A 16,169-nucleotide genomic window follows, 5' to 3' on the forward strand; every position below is an offset into this window, starting at 1 on the left:
CGTCTCGCCTTCTTCGCCTTGCGAAGCAGCTCGCAGACCCTCCCCACGGCGGGGAGGGTAAAGCGGAGTGCCGAAGATCAATAGATCTTCGAGAACTTCTCGATGTTCGACTTGTCGAAGGTGAAGGGATCGGCCATCGGCGCGGAATTGTCGTCGTCGAGCGTGATCTTGCCGACGCGGCCGATCGATAGCTCGGCGCCCGGCTTGGCCTCGTCCTTCTTCACCGCAAGGTCATAGGCGAGATAGGTAGCCGAATAACCAAGGTCGATCGGGTTCCACAGGGCGACCGCCTGCGAAGCGCCATTGTCGATGAACTTCTTGAACTCCGACGGCAGCGCCAGGCCGGTGACATTGACCTTGCCGATCAGGTTCTCGTCGGTCACCACCTGCGCGGCGGCAACCACGCCCACCGTCGTCGGCGCGATGATCGCCTTCAGGCCCGGATAGCTTTTCAGCAGGCCTTTGGCTTCGTCGGTGCTCTTGGCCGAATCGTCATCGCCATAGACGGTGGCGACGAGATTGATCTTCGGGAAGTCGGTCGGCAGCGCCTTCTTGGCCGCTTCGATCCAGGCGTTCTGGTTGGTGGCCGTCGAAGATGCCGACAGGATCGCGACATCGCCGCCTTCAGGCAGATAGTCGGCGGCGAGCTTGATGATCGTCTTGCCGATCAGGTCTGTGGCCGACGGGTTGAGGTGAAGCTGCCGGCCTTCCTTGGCGACGCCCGAATCCCACGAGATAACCGTGATGCCGCGTTCCATCGCCTTCTTCAGCACCGGCACGAGCGCGTCCGGGTCATTGGCCGAGATGGCGATGGCGTTGACCTTCTGGGCGATCAGCGAATTGATCACCTCGATCTGGGCTTCGGCGGTTGCCTTGGTCGGGCCGGTGTAGATGATCTCGACATCGCCGAGTTCCTTGGCGGCTTCCTGCGCGCCGGTGTGGGCGGCGTCGAAGAAGCCATTACCGAGCGACTTGACGACCAGTGCGATCTTGGTGCTTTCGGCATGTGCGGCGGTTGCGAACATGGCGGCCGAAAGTGCGGCAGTCACCATCAGTTTCTTCAAGATGTTCATCGAGTTCCTCCCTTTGACGTTGTATTCCATCAGCGCTGCGACCGGGAATTCCCTCACGCCTGCAGCGAAGATTCCTCCATTTTCGATGCCGTGTTTTTCGCCACGACGAGATTGACGCCTGCGTCCTCCAGCATCTTGGCTTCGCGATCCTCGACGCCATCGTCGGTGATGACGGTGGTGATGCGCGCCAGGCCACACAGGATCAGGCTCGAGCGCTGCCGGAATTTCGAGGAATCGACCAGCACGACCAGTTCGTCAGCCTGATCGATCAGCTTCTGCTCGGCCTGGATCAGCAGCGGATCGCCTTCCATCAGACCGAGCGGCCCCAGCCCCTGCGCGCCCATGAACATGCGCCGCGCATAGAAATTGCGCGTCACGTCATTGTCGAAGGGCGACAGGATGATGTTCTGCTCGCGGTAAATCGTGCCGCCCGACAGCATCACCGTGTTCTTGGAATGCTTGAGCAGGTGCTCGGCAATGGGAAACGAATTGGTGAAGATCGGCATGCGCCGGTTGGTGAGAAAATGCACCATCTGGAAAGTGGTGGTGCCGCCATTGATGATGATCGGCTCGCCATCGGCGCAAAGCTCGACCGCCTCGCGGGCTATGGCGCGCTTCTTGGAAGCGTTGAGCGTTTCGTTGACGGAAAAGGGGCGGCCGGCAAGGCCGATGAACTGCGGCGGGTTGATCGCCTCGGCACCGCCACGCACACGGCGCAGCCGCTTCTGCACATGGAGTGCCGCGATATCGCGCCGGATCGTCGCCTCCGACGATTCTGTCAGATCGACCATCTCCTGCACCGTCACCACAGGCTTTTCCTGGATGGCCGACAGAATGATCCGGTGGCGTTCCTTTTCGTGCATGGTTCCTCCCGTTGCTGGTCATTAGGTCATTCATACCGGTTACTGTCAATCAACTTCAGTCATTTTATTTCATTGTGCAGCGCAATATGATCGAACATGATCGTTTTTGATTGACAGTAATGGCCCGATCATGAAAGCCTTGGGCAAATTACGCGCTGCCGCCGCGCGGCTCTGGGAGGATGGAAAATGCTCGAAACGCGCACAGCCAAGCGCCTCGCCAATCTTTGGGACGAGGCCAAGGCGGTATCCATGTCGGAAGCGCAGCGCCTGCTCTACCGCTCCAACCTTCTCGGTTCCGACAAGCGCATCACCAATTATGGCGGCGGCAACACCTCGGCCAAGGCGATGGAGAAAGACCCGCTGACGGGCAATCAGGTCGAGGTGCTGTGGGTGAAAGGCTCAGGCGGAGATGTCGGCACCATCAAGCTCGACGGCTTCGCCACGCTCTACATGGACAAGCTCGAGGCGCTGAAGGGGCTCTATCGCGGTGTCGCGTTCGAAGACGAGATGGTGGGCTACCTGCCCCACTGCACCTTCAATCTCAACCCGCGCGCAGCCTCCATCGATACGCCGCTGCATGCCTATGTGCCGCAAAAGCATGTCGATCACATGCACCCGGACGCGGTCATTGCCATCGCCGCCGCGAAGAACAGCAGGGAATTGACGCAGCAAATCTTCGGCGGCGAGATCGGCTGGCTGCCATGGAAGCGGCCGGGCTTCGAACTCGGCCTCTGGCTGGAAAAATTCTGCCGCGAAAACCCGAAGGCGACCGGTGTCGTCCTGGAAAGCCACGGCCTGTTCACCTGGGGCGATACGGCAAAGGAGTGCTACGAAACGACGATCCGCATCATCAACCGCGCGATCGAATGGTTCGAGGAGAAGAGCGTCGGCAAGGCCGCCTTCGGCGGCGAAGTGCGCCCGACGCTTCCTGCAACTGAACGCAAGGCGATCGCGGCGAAGCTTATGCCGGCGATACGCGGCATGATCTCGGCCTCCGAGCGCAAGGTCGGGCATTTCGACGATTCGCCGGCCGTGCTGGAATTCGTCGCCGCGCGCGACATGGAGCCGCTGGCAGCACTCGGCACGAGCTGCCCCGACCATTTCCTGCGCACCAAGATAAGCCCGCTGGTGGTCGATTTCGACCCGGCAAAGCCCGACCTCGACAAGACGCTGGCCGGGCTCGGTGCTGCGGTGGAAGACTACCGCAAGGGCCATGCCGCCTATTACGAACGCTGCAAGCGGCCGGAAAGCCCGCCGATGCGCGACCCGAACGCCGTGGTCTATCTGGTGCCCGGCGTCGGCATGATCACCTTCGCCAAGGACAAGGCCACCGCGCGCATCTCGGCGGAGTTCTACGTCAACGCGATCAATGTCATGCGCGGTGCGTCCAGCGTTTCATCCTATATGGGCCTGCCCGAGCAGGAGGCCTTCGACATCGAATACTGGGTGCTGGAGGAGGCAAAACTTCAGCGCATGCCCAGGCCGAAGCCACTGGCCGGCAAGGTGGCGCTGGTGACGGGCGGTGCCGGTGGCATCGGCAAGGCGACCGCCGAGCGCCTGCTGCGCGACGGCGCCTGCGTGGTGCTGGCCGACATTGATGAAAGCGCGCTGCAAGCCGCCAATGACGACCTGGCCAGCCGGCACACGGCCGATGTCGTGCGCAGCGTGCGGCTCGACGTGACGCGCGAACAGGATGTCATCGATGCCTTTACATTCGCGGCACAGGAATTCGGAGGCATCGATATCCTGATCTCCAATGCCGGGATTTCGTCTTCCGCGCCCATCGACGAGACGGAACTGTCGATGTGGAACCGCAACATGGATATCCTGTCGACCGGCTATTTCCTGGTCGCCCGCGAGGCCTTCCGCCTGATGAAAAAGCAGAAGACCGGCGGCGCCATCGTCTTCATCGCCTCCAAGAACGGCCTTGCCGCCTCGCCCAACGCGTCGGCCTATTGCACCGCCAAGGCCGCCGAAATCCATCTCGCCCGCTGCCTGGCGCTGGAGGGTGCGGAGTTCGGCATAAGGGTCAACACGGTCAACCCGGACGCGGTGCTGCGCGGCTCTAAAATCTGGACCGGCGAATGGCGCGAGCAGCGCGCCGCCGCCTACAATATGAGCCCGGACGAACTTGAGGAGCATTACCGCAAGCGCTCGATGCTGAAGCTCAGCGTCTACCCCGAAGACATTGCAGAGGCCGTATTCTTCTTCGTGTCGGACATGTCGGCGAAGTCCACTGGCAATATCGTCAATGTCGATGCTGGGAATGCGCAGAGTTTTACGCGGTAGTCATTTGAGCGTTGCGCTGCCCCTCACCCTTACCCTCTCCCCGTAAGAACAGGGAGAGGGGGGCGTCAGCGCTGGAGCTTCTTCCTCTCCCCGTCACTATACGGGGAGAGGAAGCCGGCAGGCAGGTGAGGGGCAGCGTCGGCATGACAAGACTTGGGAGGCATAAGTGACGGAAACCATCATCTCCGCCGACATTGTCGAAAGCGAAAACGAAAAGCGCCGTGCCGAGCTCACGCGCGACTACGCCTCGCTCGGCGAGCGGCTCGACCGGCGCGGCATTTCCATCGACGCGATCCGCGACAAGGTGGCGGCGTTCAAGGTCGCCGTGCCGTCCTGGGGCGTCGGCACCGGTGGCACGCGCTTTGCGCGCTTTCCGGGCGCCGGTGAGCCGCGCGACATTTTCGACAAGATCGAAGACTGCGCTGTCATCCAGCAACTGACGCAGGCGACGCCAAAGGTCTCGCTGCACATCCCCTGGGACAAGGCCGACGCCAACCGGCTGAAGCAGGCGGCGAGCCGCTTCGGGCTCGGCTTCGACGCGATGAACTCCAACACGTTCTCGGACGCGGCGGACCAGAAGCTCAGCTACAAATTCGGCTCGCTGTCACATGCCGACGCCGGCACGCGCCAGCAGGCGGTGGAGCATAATCTCGAATGTATCGAGATCGGCAAGACGATCGGCTCGAAGGCGCTTACGGTGTGGATCGGCGACGGTTCCAACTTTCCCGGGCAGGTGAATTTCACAAAGCAATTCGAGCGCTATCTCGATGCGATGAAGGCGATCTATGCGGAGCTGCCGGACGGCTGGCGGCTGTTCACCGAGCACAAGATGTATGAGCCTGCCTTTTATTCCACGGTCGTGCAGGACTGGGGCACCAATTACCTGATCGCGCAGGAACTCGGGCCGAAGGCCCACTGCCTCGTCGACCTCGGCCATCATGCGCCCAACGTCAATATCGAGATGATCGTCGCCCGCCTGATCCAGTTCGGCAAACTCGGCGGTTTTCATTTCAACGATTCGAAATATGGCGACGACGATCTCGACGCCGGCTCGATCGATCCCTACCGCCTGTTCCTGATCTTCAACGAGCTGGTCGACGCCGAACTGAACAACGCCAAGGGATTCGACCCCGCACACATGCTCGACCAGAGCCACAATGTGACCGACCCGATCGAGAGCCTGATGCTGTCGGCGATCGAAGTCCAGCGCGCCTATGCCGCCGCCTTGCTGGTGGACCGCAAGGCACTGGAAGGCTTTCAGGATGACAATGATGCACTGATGGCAACGCAGATGCTGAAGGCCGCGTACCGGACCGATGTCGAGCCGATTCTTGCCATGGCGCGGCTCGATTCAGGCGGCGCAATCGACCCGGTTGCCGCCTACCGGGCTGCCGGCTACCGCGCCAAGGTCGCCGCAGAACGGCCGGCGGTTGTGGGCGGAAGCGGCGGCATCGTCTAACGACACCGCCGCCTGCCAGAAACTACTTGCCGATTTCGATGACGACGCGGCCGCGCACCTGGCCGGCCAGAATCTCGTTGGCAAGTTCCGGCAGCCTGGACATTGGCTCGACACGGGTGATGCTGGAAAGCGCTTCACGGTCGAGATCGCGGGCCAGCCGCTCCCACGCCTTTTCGCGCTTGGCGATCGGCGCCATGACGGAATCGACACCGAGAAGAGCGACACTGCGCAGGATATGCGGCAACACGGTCGCCGGCAGATCGGCGCCGCCGGCAAGGCCGCAGGCAGCCACCGCACCGCCATAGACGGTCTGCGAGAGAGCGTTGGCCAGCGTGGTCGAGCCGACGGAATCGACGGCACCGGCCCAACGCTCCTTCTGCAAGGGGCCGCCCTTTTCGGACAGCGTGGCGCGATCGACAAAAGCCGTTGCTCCAAGCTTGGCCAGATAATCATGCGTTTCCGGCCGGCCGGTCGCGGCGGTCACCTTGTAGCCGCGCTTGGCGAGCAGTGCGATCGCCGTCGAGCCGACGCCGCCGGCAGCACCCGTCACCAGCACCTCGCGCTGGTCGGCGGCGATCGTGCCCCAGGCTTCGAGCGCATCGACGCAAAGGGCCGCCGTATAGCCGGCGGTTCCGATGGCCATTGCGTCCTGCAGACTGAAGGCGTCGGGCAGGCGGATCAGCCATTCCGGCTTGACGCGCTGGAAGCGCGTGTAGCCGCCCCACTCCGTTTCCGAGAGGCCCCAGCCGTTGAGCACGACCTTGTCGCCGGCCTTCCACTTGTCGGAACGCGATTCGACCACCGTGCCGGCGATATCGATGCCGGCGACCATCGGCAGCTTGCGAGCGATGCGGCCCTTGCCGGAAACGGCAAGACCGTCCTTGTAGTTGAGCGTGGAGAAGGCGACTTCGACCAGCACGTCATGGTCCGGAAGATCGGCAATGGTGATCTGCTTGAACGCAGCCTTGGGCTTGCCGCCTTCGTCTTCAATCATGAGTGCGGTGAACGTATCGGACATGGTACCTCCAAATTATCCGGTGGTTGTTAGGGGCGGTGACGCCCTCAGCCGCGGGCGGCCAGTGCGCGCTCGCGCCGTTCTAGACTGGTGGAATAGTTGTCGCGCAGATAGGCGAGCATGGCGGCAAGCGCCTCAGTCGCCTTCGCCGCATCGCGGTTTTTGATGGCTGATGCCAGTTGCTTATGAAAGCCGGCGACAGCGCGGCGATCGCGCACCCGCGAAACGATCATGTTGGTGATGGGCATGAAGGCCTCGACCACCGTGTACATCATCAGATTGAGCGGGCCGTTGCCGGCCGAATTCACCAGCGCGCGATGGAAGCGCACGTCGGAAGCGCAGAAGGCTTCGTCCGAAATGGTCTCATCAAGCTGGACGCGGATTTCCACTTCAAGCGCCTCGATATCGGCATCCGTGCGATTGGCCGCAGCCAACCGGCAGCAGATCGTCTCGGTTTCGAGGCGCGCGATGATGATCTCGTCAATGTCGAAGGCGCCGATGCCGACCAGCAGCGTGGCAGCGCCGGTGATGGCCGCCGAAAGCCCCTCGGGATCGGGCCGCGTAACGAAATTTCCGCCGGTCGGGCCGCGCCTTGAGCGAATGAGATTTTCCGCCGCCAGGCGCTTCAGCGCTTCGCGTACCGTCGGCCGGGAAATGCCGAAACTCTTTGCCAGTTCTTCCTCGGTCGGCAGGCGCTCGTCGATCTTGAGCCTACCGTCCATAATGGCCGAGCGGATGTTGTCGGCGACCTGCTTGGCCACGCCCGACCGCACGACTTCATCGTATTTGAGGATCATATGCTCCGTCCCTTGGCTTTGTGATGGATGCCACGAAGCGACGCGGAAAGCCATATCTTTTTAATGAATATAGGTTTGACAAATAGTCGCCCGAGAATATGGTTGATCGGTAACGGCTTCAACAGGTGGCAAGCGTGTCCAGTCAGGCATTTCGTCGGGTCTTTTTGGCGCTTGCTTGCGGACCTTCGCAGGGCGGCAGCCTGCCGGCCGAAACCTTCTCCCTTCAGCGCGGTTCCTGACGTTCATGAGTCTCGAAGGCGATCGGCTTCTGTCCGAACTAGACGGCAAGCTCGACGCGGGCGGCATTCTTGCCGGCTCTGCCGTCGATGAACGTTACCGCGACGACCCCGACGGCAAGCTTGGCGCATTGCCTGAAATTGTCCTTCGTCCGCGCGACACCGAGGGCGTTGCTGCAGCACTTGCCGCCTGCAATCGCCTCGGCCAGCCTGTCGTTGTGCAAGGCGGGCGTACCGGGCTTGCGGGGGCGGCGCGTGTGCAGCCCGGCGAAGTGGTGCTGTCGTTGGAGCGTATGACAGGGCTCGACGTCCCGAACCGCGAGGCAGCGACCATCACCGCGCAGGCGGGCGCGACGATGCAGACCGTCCAAGAGGCTGCCGACAATGCCGGCCTGATGTTCGGCGTCGATATCGGCGCGCGCGGCTCGGCCACAGTCGGCGGCAACATCGCCACCAATGCCGGCGGCATCCGCGTGCTGCGCTACGGCATGTATCGCGCCCAGGTTCTGGGGCTGGAGGCAGTGCTGGCCGATGGCAGCGTGTTGACCTCGCTGAAAGGCCTGCCGAAAGACAATTCCGGCTACGATCTCAACCAGCTTTTCATCGGCACCGAAGGCACGCTCGGCGTCGTCACACGCGCCGCACTCAGGCTGCATCCCAGGCCGCTTTCGGAGGTCAATGCGTTTTGCGCACTGCCTTCATTCGAAGCCGCAATCGCGCTGCTCGGGCTGTTGCGCCAAAAGCTCGGGCCGCTGCTTTCCGCCTATGAGGTGAATTTCGCGCCGCTCTATGACGACATGATACCCAGCATGGCAGCGCCTGCGCCACTGCCCGCCGGCTCGCCGGTCTATGTGCTGACCGAGATCCAGGGCAACGAGCCCGATCGTGACGGCGAGCGCTTCGCCGAAGTGCTGATGCAGGCGGTGGAAGACGGCATCGTCAGCGACGTGGTCGTTTCGCAATCGCCGCGCGAGTTTCATGCGCTTTGGGCCGTGCGCGAAAGCGTCAATCCCTTCCTGTTCGCAATGAAGGGGATGATCGGCGTCGATGTCAGCCTGCCGCTGGCGCGGATGCAGGCGTTTCTCGCGCAAACCGAAACCGCGATCCGCGCGATCGATGGCCAAGCCGACATCTATGTCTTCGGCCATCTCGGCGACGGCAATCTGCACTATCAAGTGCGCACGACTGAGCCGGCCGCCGTGTACGACATCATCTATCGCAGCGTCGCCGCTGCCGGCGGCGGCGTCTCGGCCGAGCACGGCATCGGCCTCGACAAGAAGCGCTGGCTTTCACTCGTTCGCAGCGACGCTGAACTTGCCGCGATGCGGCGGCTGAAGGCCGCGTTCGACCCGAAAAATATCCTCAATCGCGGGCGCGTCTTCGATCTTACGCCACCCGATCCTTCCGCCTGACGGAGTGCCCCATGTCCGTAGCCACAGTTTCAGCCACGCAACATGACAAAGCGCCCTCGCCAACACGGGAAGGGGTAAGCCTCGACGACCGTTACGCGCTGGAGCGCGGGCGCATCCTCGTTTCGGGCACGCAGGCGCTGGTGCGCCTGCCGATGATGCAGCGCCAGCGCGACCTTGCCGCCGGCCTCAACACCGCCGGTTATGTCTCCGGCTATCGCGGCTCGCCGCTGGCCGGCTTCGACCGCGAGATGGCGCGCGCCGGCAAATACCTCAAGGCCAATCACGTCGTCTTCCATCCCGGCCTGAACGAGGACATGGCCGCGACCGCCGTCTGGGGCACGCAGCAGACCGGCATGTTTCCCGGCTCCCGCTACGACGGCGTTTTTTCCATGTGGTACGGCAAGGGACCGGGCGTCGACCGCTCGATAGACGTCATCCGCCACGCCAATGCCGTCGGCACCGACCGCCATGGCGGCGTGCTGCTGCTGGCCGGCGACGACCATGGCGCGGTTTCCTCGACACTGGCGCATCAGAGCGAGCACAACCTCATCTCGGCTATGGTGCCGATGCTGTCGCCGGGCGGCGTCGGCGAATATATCGACTACGGCCTTCTGGGCTGGGCGATGAGCCGCTATTCCGGCGCCTGGGTCGGCTTCAAATGCCAGACCGAGATCGTCGAATGCACAGCAACCGTCGATGTCTCGCCCGATGGGCTTTCGATCGCCATGCCTGATCTCGTGCTTCCCGGCGACGGGTTGTCGCTGCGCTGGCCCGACGGCCCGCATGCGATGGAGCGGCGGCTGGAGCACAAGCTGGAAGCGGTTCATGCCTTCGCGCGCGCCAACGCCATCGACCGCGTCCGAGGCAACGGCAAGGCGCGGCTAGGCATCGTCTCGACCGGCAAGTCGTGGCTCGACCTGCTCGGCGCACTATCCGCACTCGGCATCGACGAAAAGCGAGCCGCCGCGCTCGGCATACGCCTCTACAAGGTCGGGCTGGTCTGGCCGCTGGAGCCGGAAGGTCTTCGCGCCTTTGCCAACGGCCTGGACGAGATTCTCGTGGTCGAGGAAAAGCGGCCGGTGATCGAAGAGCAGATCAAGTCGCTGCTGTTCAACATGCCTGCGGACCGCCGCCCGCGCGTCACCGGCAAGGCCGACGAGAAAGGCGCACCGCTGCTGCCGTCGATCGGCGAGATCAATTCCGTCGTGGTCGCCCGTGCAGTGATGTCGCGCCTCGGCAAGCCGGACAAGGCGCTGGCCGCCAATGCCAGCCGCGTCGAAGAGATCGCGGCAGCCGTTCCCGCCGAGGCGATCGCGCTGAAGCGCGAGGCTTATTTCTGCTCCGGCTGCCCGCATTCGATCTCCACCGTCGTGCCCAAGGGCAGCCGCGCATCGACCGGCATCGGCTGCCACATGATGGTGATCGGCGTCGAGGACCGGAACACCTCGACCTTCACTCAGATGGGTGGCGAAGGCGGTGCATGGATCGGCCTGTCGCCTTTCACCGACGAGAAGCACATTTTCGTCAATATGGGCGACGGCACCTATTTCCATTCCGGCCTGCTGGCGATCCGCGCGGCGATCGCGGCCAAGGTCAATGCCACCTACAAGATCCTCTACAACGACGCCGTCGCCATGACCGGCGGCCAGCGCCATGACGGCGAGGTGACCGTACCCGGCATCGTCGATCAGGTGCTGGCGGAAGGCGCAAAACGCGTCGTCGTCGTCTCCGAAAAGCCGGAAGCCTGGGAAGGCGTGCTGCCGCGCGGCGTGGCCATCCATCACCGCGACGAACTCGATGCCGCACAGCGCGAATTGCGCGAGATCGAGGGTGTCACGGTTCTGGTCTTCGATCAGGTTTGTGCTGCGGAAAAGCGCCGCCGCCGCAAGCGCGGCGCGTTTCCCGTGTCGCCCAAGCGCGCCTTCATCAATGAGCTGGTCTGCGAGGGCTGCGGCGATTGCTCGGCGGTCTCCAACTGCATTTCCATCGAGCCCAAGGAAACCGAATTCGGCCGCAAGCGCGCCATCAACCAGTCGAGCTGCAACACCGACCTCTCCTGCATCAAGGGCTTTTGCCCGAGCTTCGTGACGGTCGAGGGCGGGCAGGTGCGCAAGCCGAAGGGCAAGGCACGAGAAGCCGATTTCTCCGACTTGCCGATGCCTGTTTTGCCGGCAATCGAGCGGCCCTACAACATGCTGCTCGCCGGCGTCGGCGGCACCGGCGTCATCACCGTCAGCGCCATTCTCTCACAGGCGGCGCATCTCGACGGGCTCGGCCTGCTCACGCTCGACCAGACCGGGCTGGCGCAGAAGAACGGCGCGGTGACCTCGCATATAAGGCTGGCGCGCGACCCCGCATCGCTCAACACAATCCGCATCGGCCTCGGCGAATCCGACCTGATCCTCGGCTTCGACATCGTCGTGGCGGCCTCCGCCGGCTCACTCGCCACCGTCGCCAATGGCCGCACGAGGCTGGTGCTGGACGACCATTTCGCGCCGACCGCCTCCTTCGTTAAAAACACCACCATCGACTTCCGGCAGGAAGCGACGCTGAAGCAGCTTCGGCAGGCAGCAGGCGAGAACGCGCTGGCGCTGGTCTCGGCCACCAAACTCGGCACGGCGCTGCTTGGCGATGCGATTGCTGCCAACATGTTCCTGCTCGGCAATGCCTGGCAGCGCGGGCTGGTGCCGATCAGCCTGGACGCGCTCGACAAGGCAATCGAAATGAACGGTGCGGGCGTGGCCATGAACCGCGCCGCCTTCGGCTGGGGGCGGCGCGCGGCGGTCGATCCGGGCGCAGTGTCCAAGGCCGCGCATGTCGGGCCGGAAACTCCGAAGCCCGCAACGTTCGATGAAATCGTGGCACGGCGTGCCGAATTCCTCACCGCCTATCAGGATGGTACCTATGCCGGGCGCTATCGCGCGCTGGTCCAAAAGGCCCACAAGGCCGATGCCGATTTCGGCCTGGCGGTCGCGCATGGCGCGTTCAAACTGATGGCGTACAAGGACGAGTACGAGGTCGCCCGGCTGCACCGCGACCGCTCCTTCGCGCAGAAACTGGCCGAGCAGTTCGAGGGCGATTTTACGCTGAAATACCATCTGGCACCGCCAATGATCTCGCGCACCGATCCGCGCACCGGCCATCCTGGCAAGATCGCGTTCGGGGCGTGGATGGGGCCGGTGTTCGGTCTTCTAGCGCGGTTCAAGGGCCTGCGCGGCACGCGCTTCGACCCCTTCGGCCGCACCGAGGAACGCTGCTTGGAACGGCAGTTGATCGCCGATTATTTTGCAATGGTGGAAGATTTGGCGGCACGGCTTTCTGCGGACAATCGTACGGTCGCGATCGAGCTTGCAAAGCTGCCGGAAGAGGTTCGCGGCTTTGGTCATGTGAAGCTGGCGGCTGTGGAGCGCTATGAGAAGAAGCGCGCCGGGCTTCTGGCCAAGCTTAGTGCAAACAAGAGTTCAGCTTCACCCTCCATCGGAGAGGTCGCCGCTTAAGTGCGTCCTTCGAGGCTCAGCGCCTCCCTCCCCCTTGTGGGGAGGGTGGCCCGTAGGGCCGGGTGGGGTCGTTGCGGCAGTGCTCGACGTTCTTTTTGCGTCGCGCACTGCATGAACCGACCCCCTCTGGCGCTACGCGCCATCTCCCCCTCAAGGGGGGAGAATACGTGGGCGCACTTTATCACCGCCGCGCCTGCTTCGCATCCGGCCGTTGTCGAAGAACTAGCTTTGCGAAGAGAAAATCAACTGGGAATCTTTCCCCCCAAAATCCAAGGCTGCCACCTACCGCGCGATCACCAGCGCATCGAGCGCGCAGGCGCCCTTGCCGTTTTCAAACACCACGACAGGATTGAGATCCACCGCCTCGACCAGATGGCCGTAGTGGTCGGCGAAGCGTGATAGCGCGAGCATCGCTTCCACCAGCGCTTCGCGGTCGGCTGCCGGCGCGCCGCGATGGCCGGCGAGAAGATGGCCGAGGCGGGTTCGGTCTATCAGCGCTTCGGCGGCAGCCCGATCGATGGGCAGCAGGTCGAAGGCGGCGTCCTTGACCAGTTCGACCAGCACGCCGCCGACACCGACGACGATGCCGAGCCCGAACGGCTCATGCCGAACCAGGCCGATCAGCGCCTCGACGCCGCGACCGGCCATTTCCTGCACGACGACGCCGCGCAGTTCGGCGGCGGGCGCATAGGCGCGTGCAGACGCCATGATGGCGTCGAACGCCTGCCTTGCTTCGGCTTCAGAAGCGATGTTCAGCCGCACGCCGCCGGCCTCGGTCTTGTGCAGAATATCCGGCGATTCAATTTTCAGCACGACGGGAAAGCCGATTTCCAGCGCGGCGGCGGCAGCTTCGTCCGCCGTGGTTGCAAGCCGTTCCTTCGTGACCCGCAGGCCGCAGGAGGCGAGCAATTCCTTGGCCTCGCGCTCGGTGAGTTTATCGCCGGCAGCGAGACGCTTCGCCCATGGATCACCTGCAGGAGCCGGTTCGACGGCGGGCGATATGGCAGCGCGAAGAACCGGCGGCTCGACCATGTTGCGGATCGCCGTCAGCGCCGCGCGTGTCCCGTTAAGCACCGGGACGCCGTCGAGCACGGCGCGCACCGCAGGATGATGACCAGACGACAGATTGCTCATGAAGACGGCCGGCACCGTGGGGTTGCGCGCATAGCCTGCGACGGCCTCGGCGATGCCGACATATTCGGCGGCACCGTCCGCGTCGAGGCCGACAGGCGCGTCCTGGGACGCAACGATCAGGCCTATCGACAGGTCATTGGCCAATGCCTCCAGAACGCGGGCGTAGATCGAACCGTCGGCAAAGACGATGCCGGTGGTGTCGATCGGGTTCTGCGGGGTGGCGAAGGCCGGCAGCAAAGTTTTCAGGCCGGCTTTCGTCTCAGTGGCAAGTTCGGGCAATTCCAGGCCGATCTCGGAGGCGATGTCGGACACATGCGCCACGCCGCCGCCGCTGACGCCGACCACCGCAACGCCCCTGGCGCGCGGTTTTGCTTTCAGCGACAGGCAGAGCGAAGCGGTCTCGATGAAGGCGTCCATGTCGGAAACTTCGATCACGCCGCTGTTGCGGAAGAAGGCTTCATAGGCTTCGTTGGCGGCGGCGAGCGCACCGGTGTGGGCGGCGGTTGCAGCCGAGCCTTTGGCCGAGCGGCCGGCGCGCAAGGCGATGACCGGCTTGCCGGCGACGTGCATAGCCTGCATCGCCGCTGAGAAGGCTTTTGGATCGCGGATCGCTTCGAGCACGACGCCTGCGACGCGGGTAGTCTCGTCGGAAGCGAGATAGGCGAGATAATCGGGAATGTCGGTCGCAGCACTGTTGCCGGACGAGACGATGTGGCTGAGGCCGAAACGGCCTGTATTGGCGAGCGCGATAGCGCTGGCCCCGGAATGGGAAAGCAGCGCCAGGCCACCCTTGCGAAGATTGGGCGACAGGGTCGACGAATAGAGTGCCGCACCGCTTGAGAGATTGAACAGGCCGAGGCAGTTCGGCCCGCAGATCGCCATGCCGTATTTCTCGGCGATTTCGATCAGCACCTGCTGGCGTGCCTTGCCTTCGTCGTCGGTCTCGGCAAAGCCGCTGGCAAGCACGACGGCGGCTTTCGTGCCGGCCTTAGCTGCGGCTTCGAGTGCGCCCAGAACATGCACTGCACCGATGCCGATCACGGCGACGTCGGCTGGCTTGTCGAGCCGGTCGAGCACGGGAATGGCCGGGATGCCGAAGACCTGATCAGCCTTGGGATGCACCGGGATGATGGCCCCGGAAAAGCCGAACGCCATCAGGTTGCGCATGACATAGCTTGAAGAAGCGTCCGGACGTTCCGTCGCGCCGATAACGGCAACCGAGCGCGGGTTTATCAGGGCCTGCATTGCGGCGGTCATGTCAGGTGATTTCATCGCCATCGTATTTCGGTTCCCCCCACCTCAGCGCCCACAAGGGCACGCCGATCGCATATGAAGCACCCCCACCCCTAGCCCCTCCCCACAAGGGGGAGGGGGACGCCGTCGAGTATCCTCGGCACAGTCTGTCCGAATTTGGCGCAAGCAACACCTGAGTTCCCCTCCCCCTTGTGGGGAGGGGTTAGGGGTGGGGGTGATCGACGTTCCCCACCCCCGCTCCAGCTCAGTCCAGATCCTTGAACGGCCCGTCGCGGAAGGCGAGATATTCCTTCAGGCTCATCTTGGCGAGGTTGGCCATCCATTCGCGGCCCTGCTTGGTGACGTGAAGGGCGGCGATTGCCTCGATGTTGTACTGGAAGGACGGCAGAAGCCCCGCCACCATCTGCTGGTTGTTGATCGAGGCCTTGGTGAATTTCAGCGCCGGCACGGGCATGCGCGCCAGCTTGCGGGCAAGGTTTTCCGTCTTCAGCTTGAGCTGGTCGGCAGGCACGATCTTGTTGATGAGATGCATGCGCAGCGCTTCCTCGGCATCGACGAGATCGCCCGTATACATCAGCCAGCGCACGTCGCGGGTGGCGAGCAGCCAGGGCATCATCAGCGCGGGCGGGCCGGAATTGTGGCGCACTTCCGGTTCGCCGAACTTGGCGTTGTCGGCGGCGATCGCCAGATCGCAGCACATCATCAGCTCCAGCGCACCGGCCAGCGCGTAGCCGTTGATGGAGGCGATGACGGGGATCGGCGCCTTCCAGATGTTGAGCAGCGCCTCGGCGTTCTCGCCCATGTCGGAGCGCCAGAAATCGATGTCGACATCGAAATCGCCGCCCTGCAGATCGTAGCCGGAAGAGAAGGCGCGGCCGGCGCCGGTGATGACCAGCGCATTGACGTCCGGGTCGGCAACGGCAGCGGCGAGTGCGGCGTCGATCTCGCGGATCACCGTCTTGTTCATCGCGTTGAGCTTGTCGGGGCGATTGATGGTGATGGTGGCGAATTTGTCGGTGGCATCCTTTTCGTAAAGGATGGTTTCGAAGGTCTGGTCGCTCATGCTGTCTCCTGTGGGCGGAAATTACGGAAGCTGGGGATGAATCGACGCGTATGGAGGTCGCGATCCTTCGCGCCCCC

General features: G+C 63.5%; 10 protein-coding genes. 4 read left to right on the plus strand and 6 right to left on the minus strand.

The genetic code is table 11. The annotated features are described in order from the left end of the window. Positions 1-77 precede the first annotated feature (77 nt). On the minus strand, positions 78-1,073 hold the full coding sequence (gene rhaS, locus WBQ96_RS17800) for a rhamnose ABC transporter substrate-binding protein (protein WP_091911397.1): 996 nt from the start codon (positions 1,071-1,073) through the stop codon (positions 78-80). Between the two features lie 53 nt (positions 1,074-1,126). Beyond that, on the minus strand, positions 1,127-1,936 hold the full coding sequence (locus WBQ96_RS17805) for a DeoR/GlpR family DNA-binding transcription regulator (RefSeq protein ID WP_336552404.1): 810 nt from the start codon (positions 1,934-1,936) through the stop codon (positions 1,127-1,129). A gap of 186 nt (positions 1,937-2,122) precedes the next feature. Here WBQ96_RS17805 and WBQ96_RS17810 point away from each other — a divergent pair, with 186 nt between their 5' ends. Both WBQ96_RS17810 and rhaI read left to right on the plus strand, forming a co-directional pair. After that, on the plus strand, positions 2,123-4,225 hold the full coding sequence (locus tag WBQ96_RS17810; RefSeq protein ID WP_336552406.1) for a bifunctional rhamnulose-1-phosphate aldolase/short-chain dehydrogenase: 2,103 nt from the start codon (positions 2,123-2,125) through the stop codon (positions 4,223-4,225). Positions 4,226-4,391: 166 nt separating this feature from the next. Next, positions 4,392-5,684, plus strand: coding sequence for an L-rhamnose catabolism isomerase (rhaI, locus tag WBQ96_RS17815; protein WP_336552408.1), 1,293 nt, complete (start codon positions 4,392-4,394; stop codon positions 5,682-5,684). Positions 5,685-5,706: 22 nt separating this feature from the next. On the opposite strand, the gene acuI is transcribed toward rhaI, so the two are convergent. Both acuI and WBQ96_RS17825 read right to left on the minus strand, forming a co-directional pair. Continuing rightward, positions 5,707-6,702 (minus strand): acrylyl-CoA reductase (NADPH), encoded by a 996-nt coding sequence (gene acuI, locus WBQ96_RS17820; RefSeq protein WP_336552409.1) that lies wholly within the window; start codon positions 6,700-6,702, stop codon positions 5,707-5,709. 44 nt (positions 6,703-6,746) lie between these two features. Beyond that, complete coding sequence (locus WBQ96_RS17825) at positions 6,747-7,496, minus strand: FadR/GntR family transcriptional regulator (protein WP_336552410.1); 750 nt, start codon at positions 7,494-7,496, stop codon at positions 6,747-6,749. 244 nt (positions 7,497-7,740) lie between these two features. On the opposite strand from WBQ96_RS17825, the gene WBQ96_RS17830 reads away from it, so the two are divergent. Together WBQ96_RS17830 and WBQ96_RS17835 are read left to right on the plus strand one after the other, a co-directional pair. Beyond that, a complete protein-coding gene (locus tag WBQ96_RS17830) occupies positions 7,741-9,144 on the plus strand; it encodes an FAD-binding oxidoreductase (protein ID WP_336552412.1) in 1,404 nt (467 codons plus the stop codon). A gap of 11 nt (positions 9,145-9,155) precedes the next feature. Further along, positions 9,156-12,641 carry an indolepyruvate ferredoxin oxidoreductase family protein gene (locus WBQ96_RS17835; protein ID WP_336552414.1) on the plus strand — a complete coding sequence of 1,162 codons (3,486 nt, stop codon included), beginning with the start codon at positions 9,156-9,158 and terminating at the stop codon, positions 12,639-12,641. Positions 12,642-12,923: 282 nt separating this feature from the next. Here the strand turns inward: WBQ96_RS17835 and WBQ96_RS17840 are convergent, their stop codons facing one another. Both WBQ96_RS17840 and WBQ96_RS17845 read right to left on the minus strand, forming a co-directional pair. Beyond that, positions 12,924-15,053: an acetate--CoA ligase family protein gene (locus tag WBQ96_RS17840; RefSeq protein ID WP_337035906.1), complete on the minus strand. Its 2,130-nt coding sequence runs from the start codon at positions 15,051-15,053 to the stop codon at positions 12,924-12,926. Between the two features lie 220 nt (positions 15,054-15,273). Continuing rightward, positions 15,274-16,092: an enoyl-CoA hydratase/isomerase family protein gene (locus tag WBQ96_RS17845; protein ID WP_336552418.1), complete on the minus strand. Its 819-nt coding sequence runs from the start codon at positions 16,090-16,092 to the stop codon at positions 15,274-15,276. Positions 16,093-16,169 lie beyond the last annotated feature (77 nt).

This window comes from Mesorhizobium sp. CCNWLY176 (assembly GCF_037153935.1).
Lineage (GTDB): Bacteria > Pseudomonadota > Alphaproteobacteria > Rhizobiales > Rhizobiaceae > Mesorhizobium_M > Mesorhizobium_M zhangyense.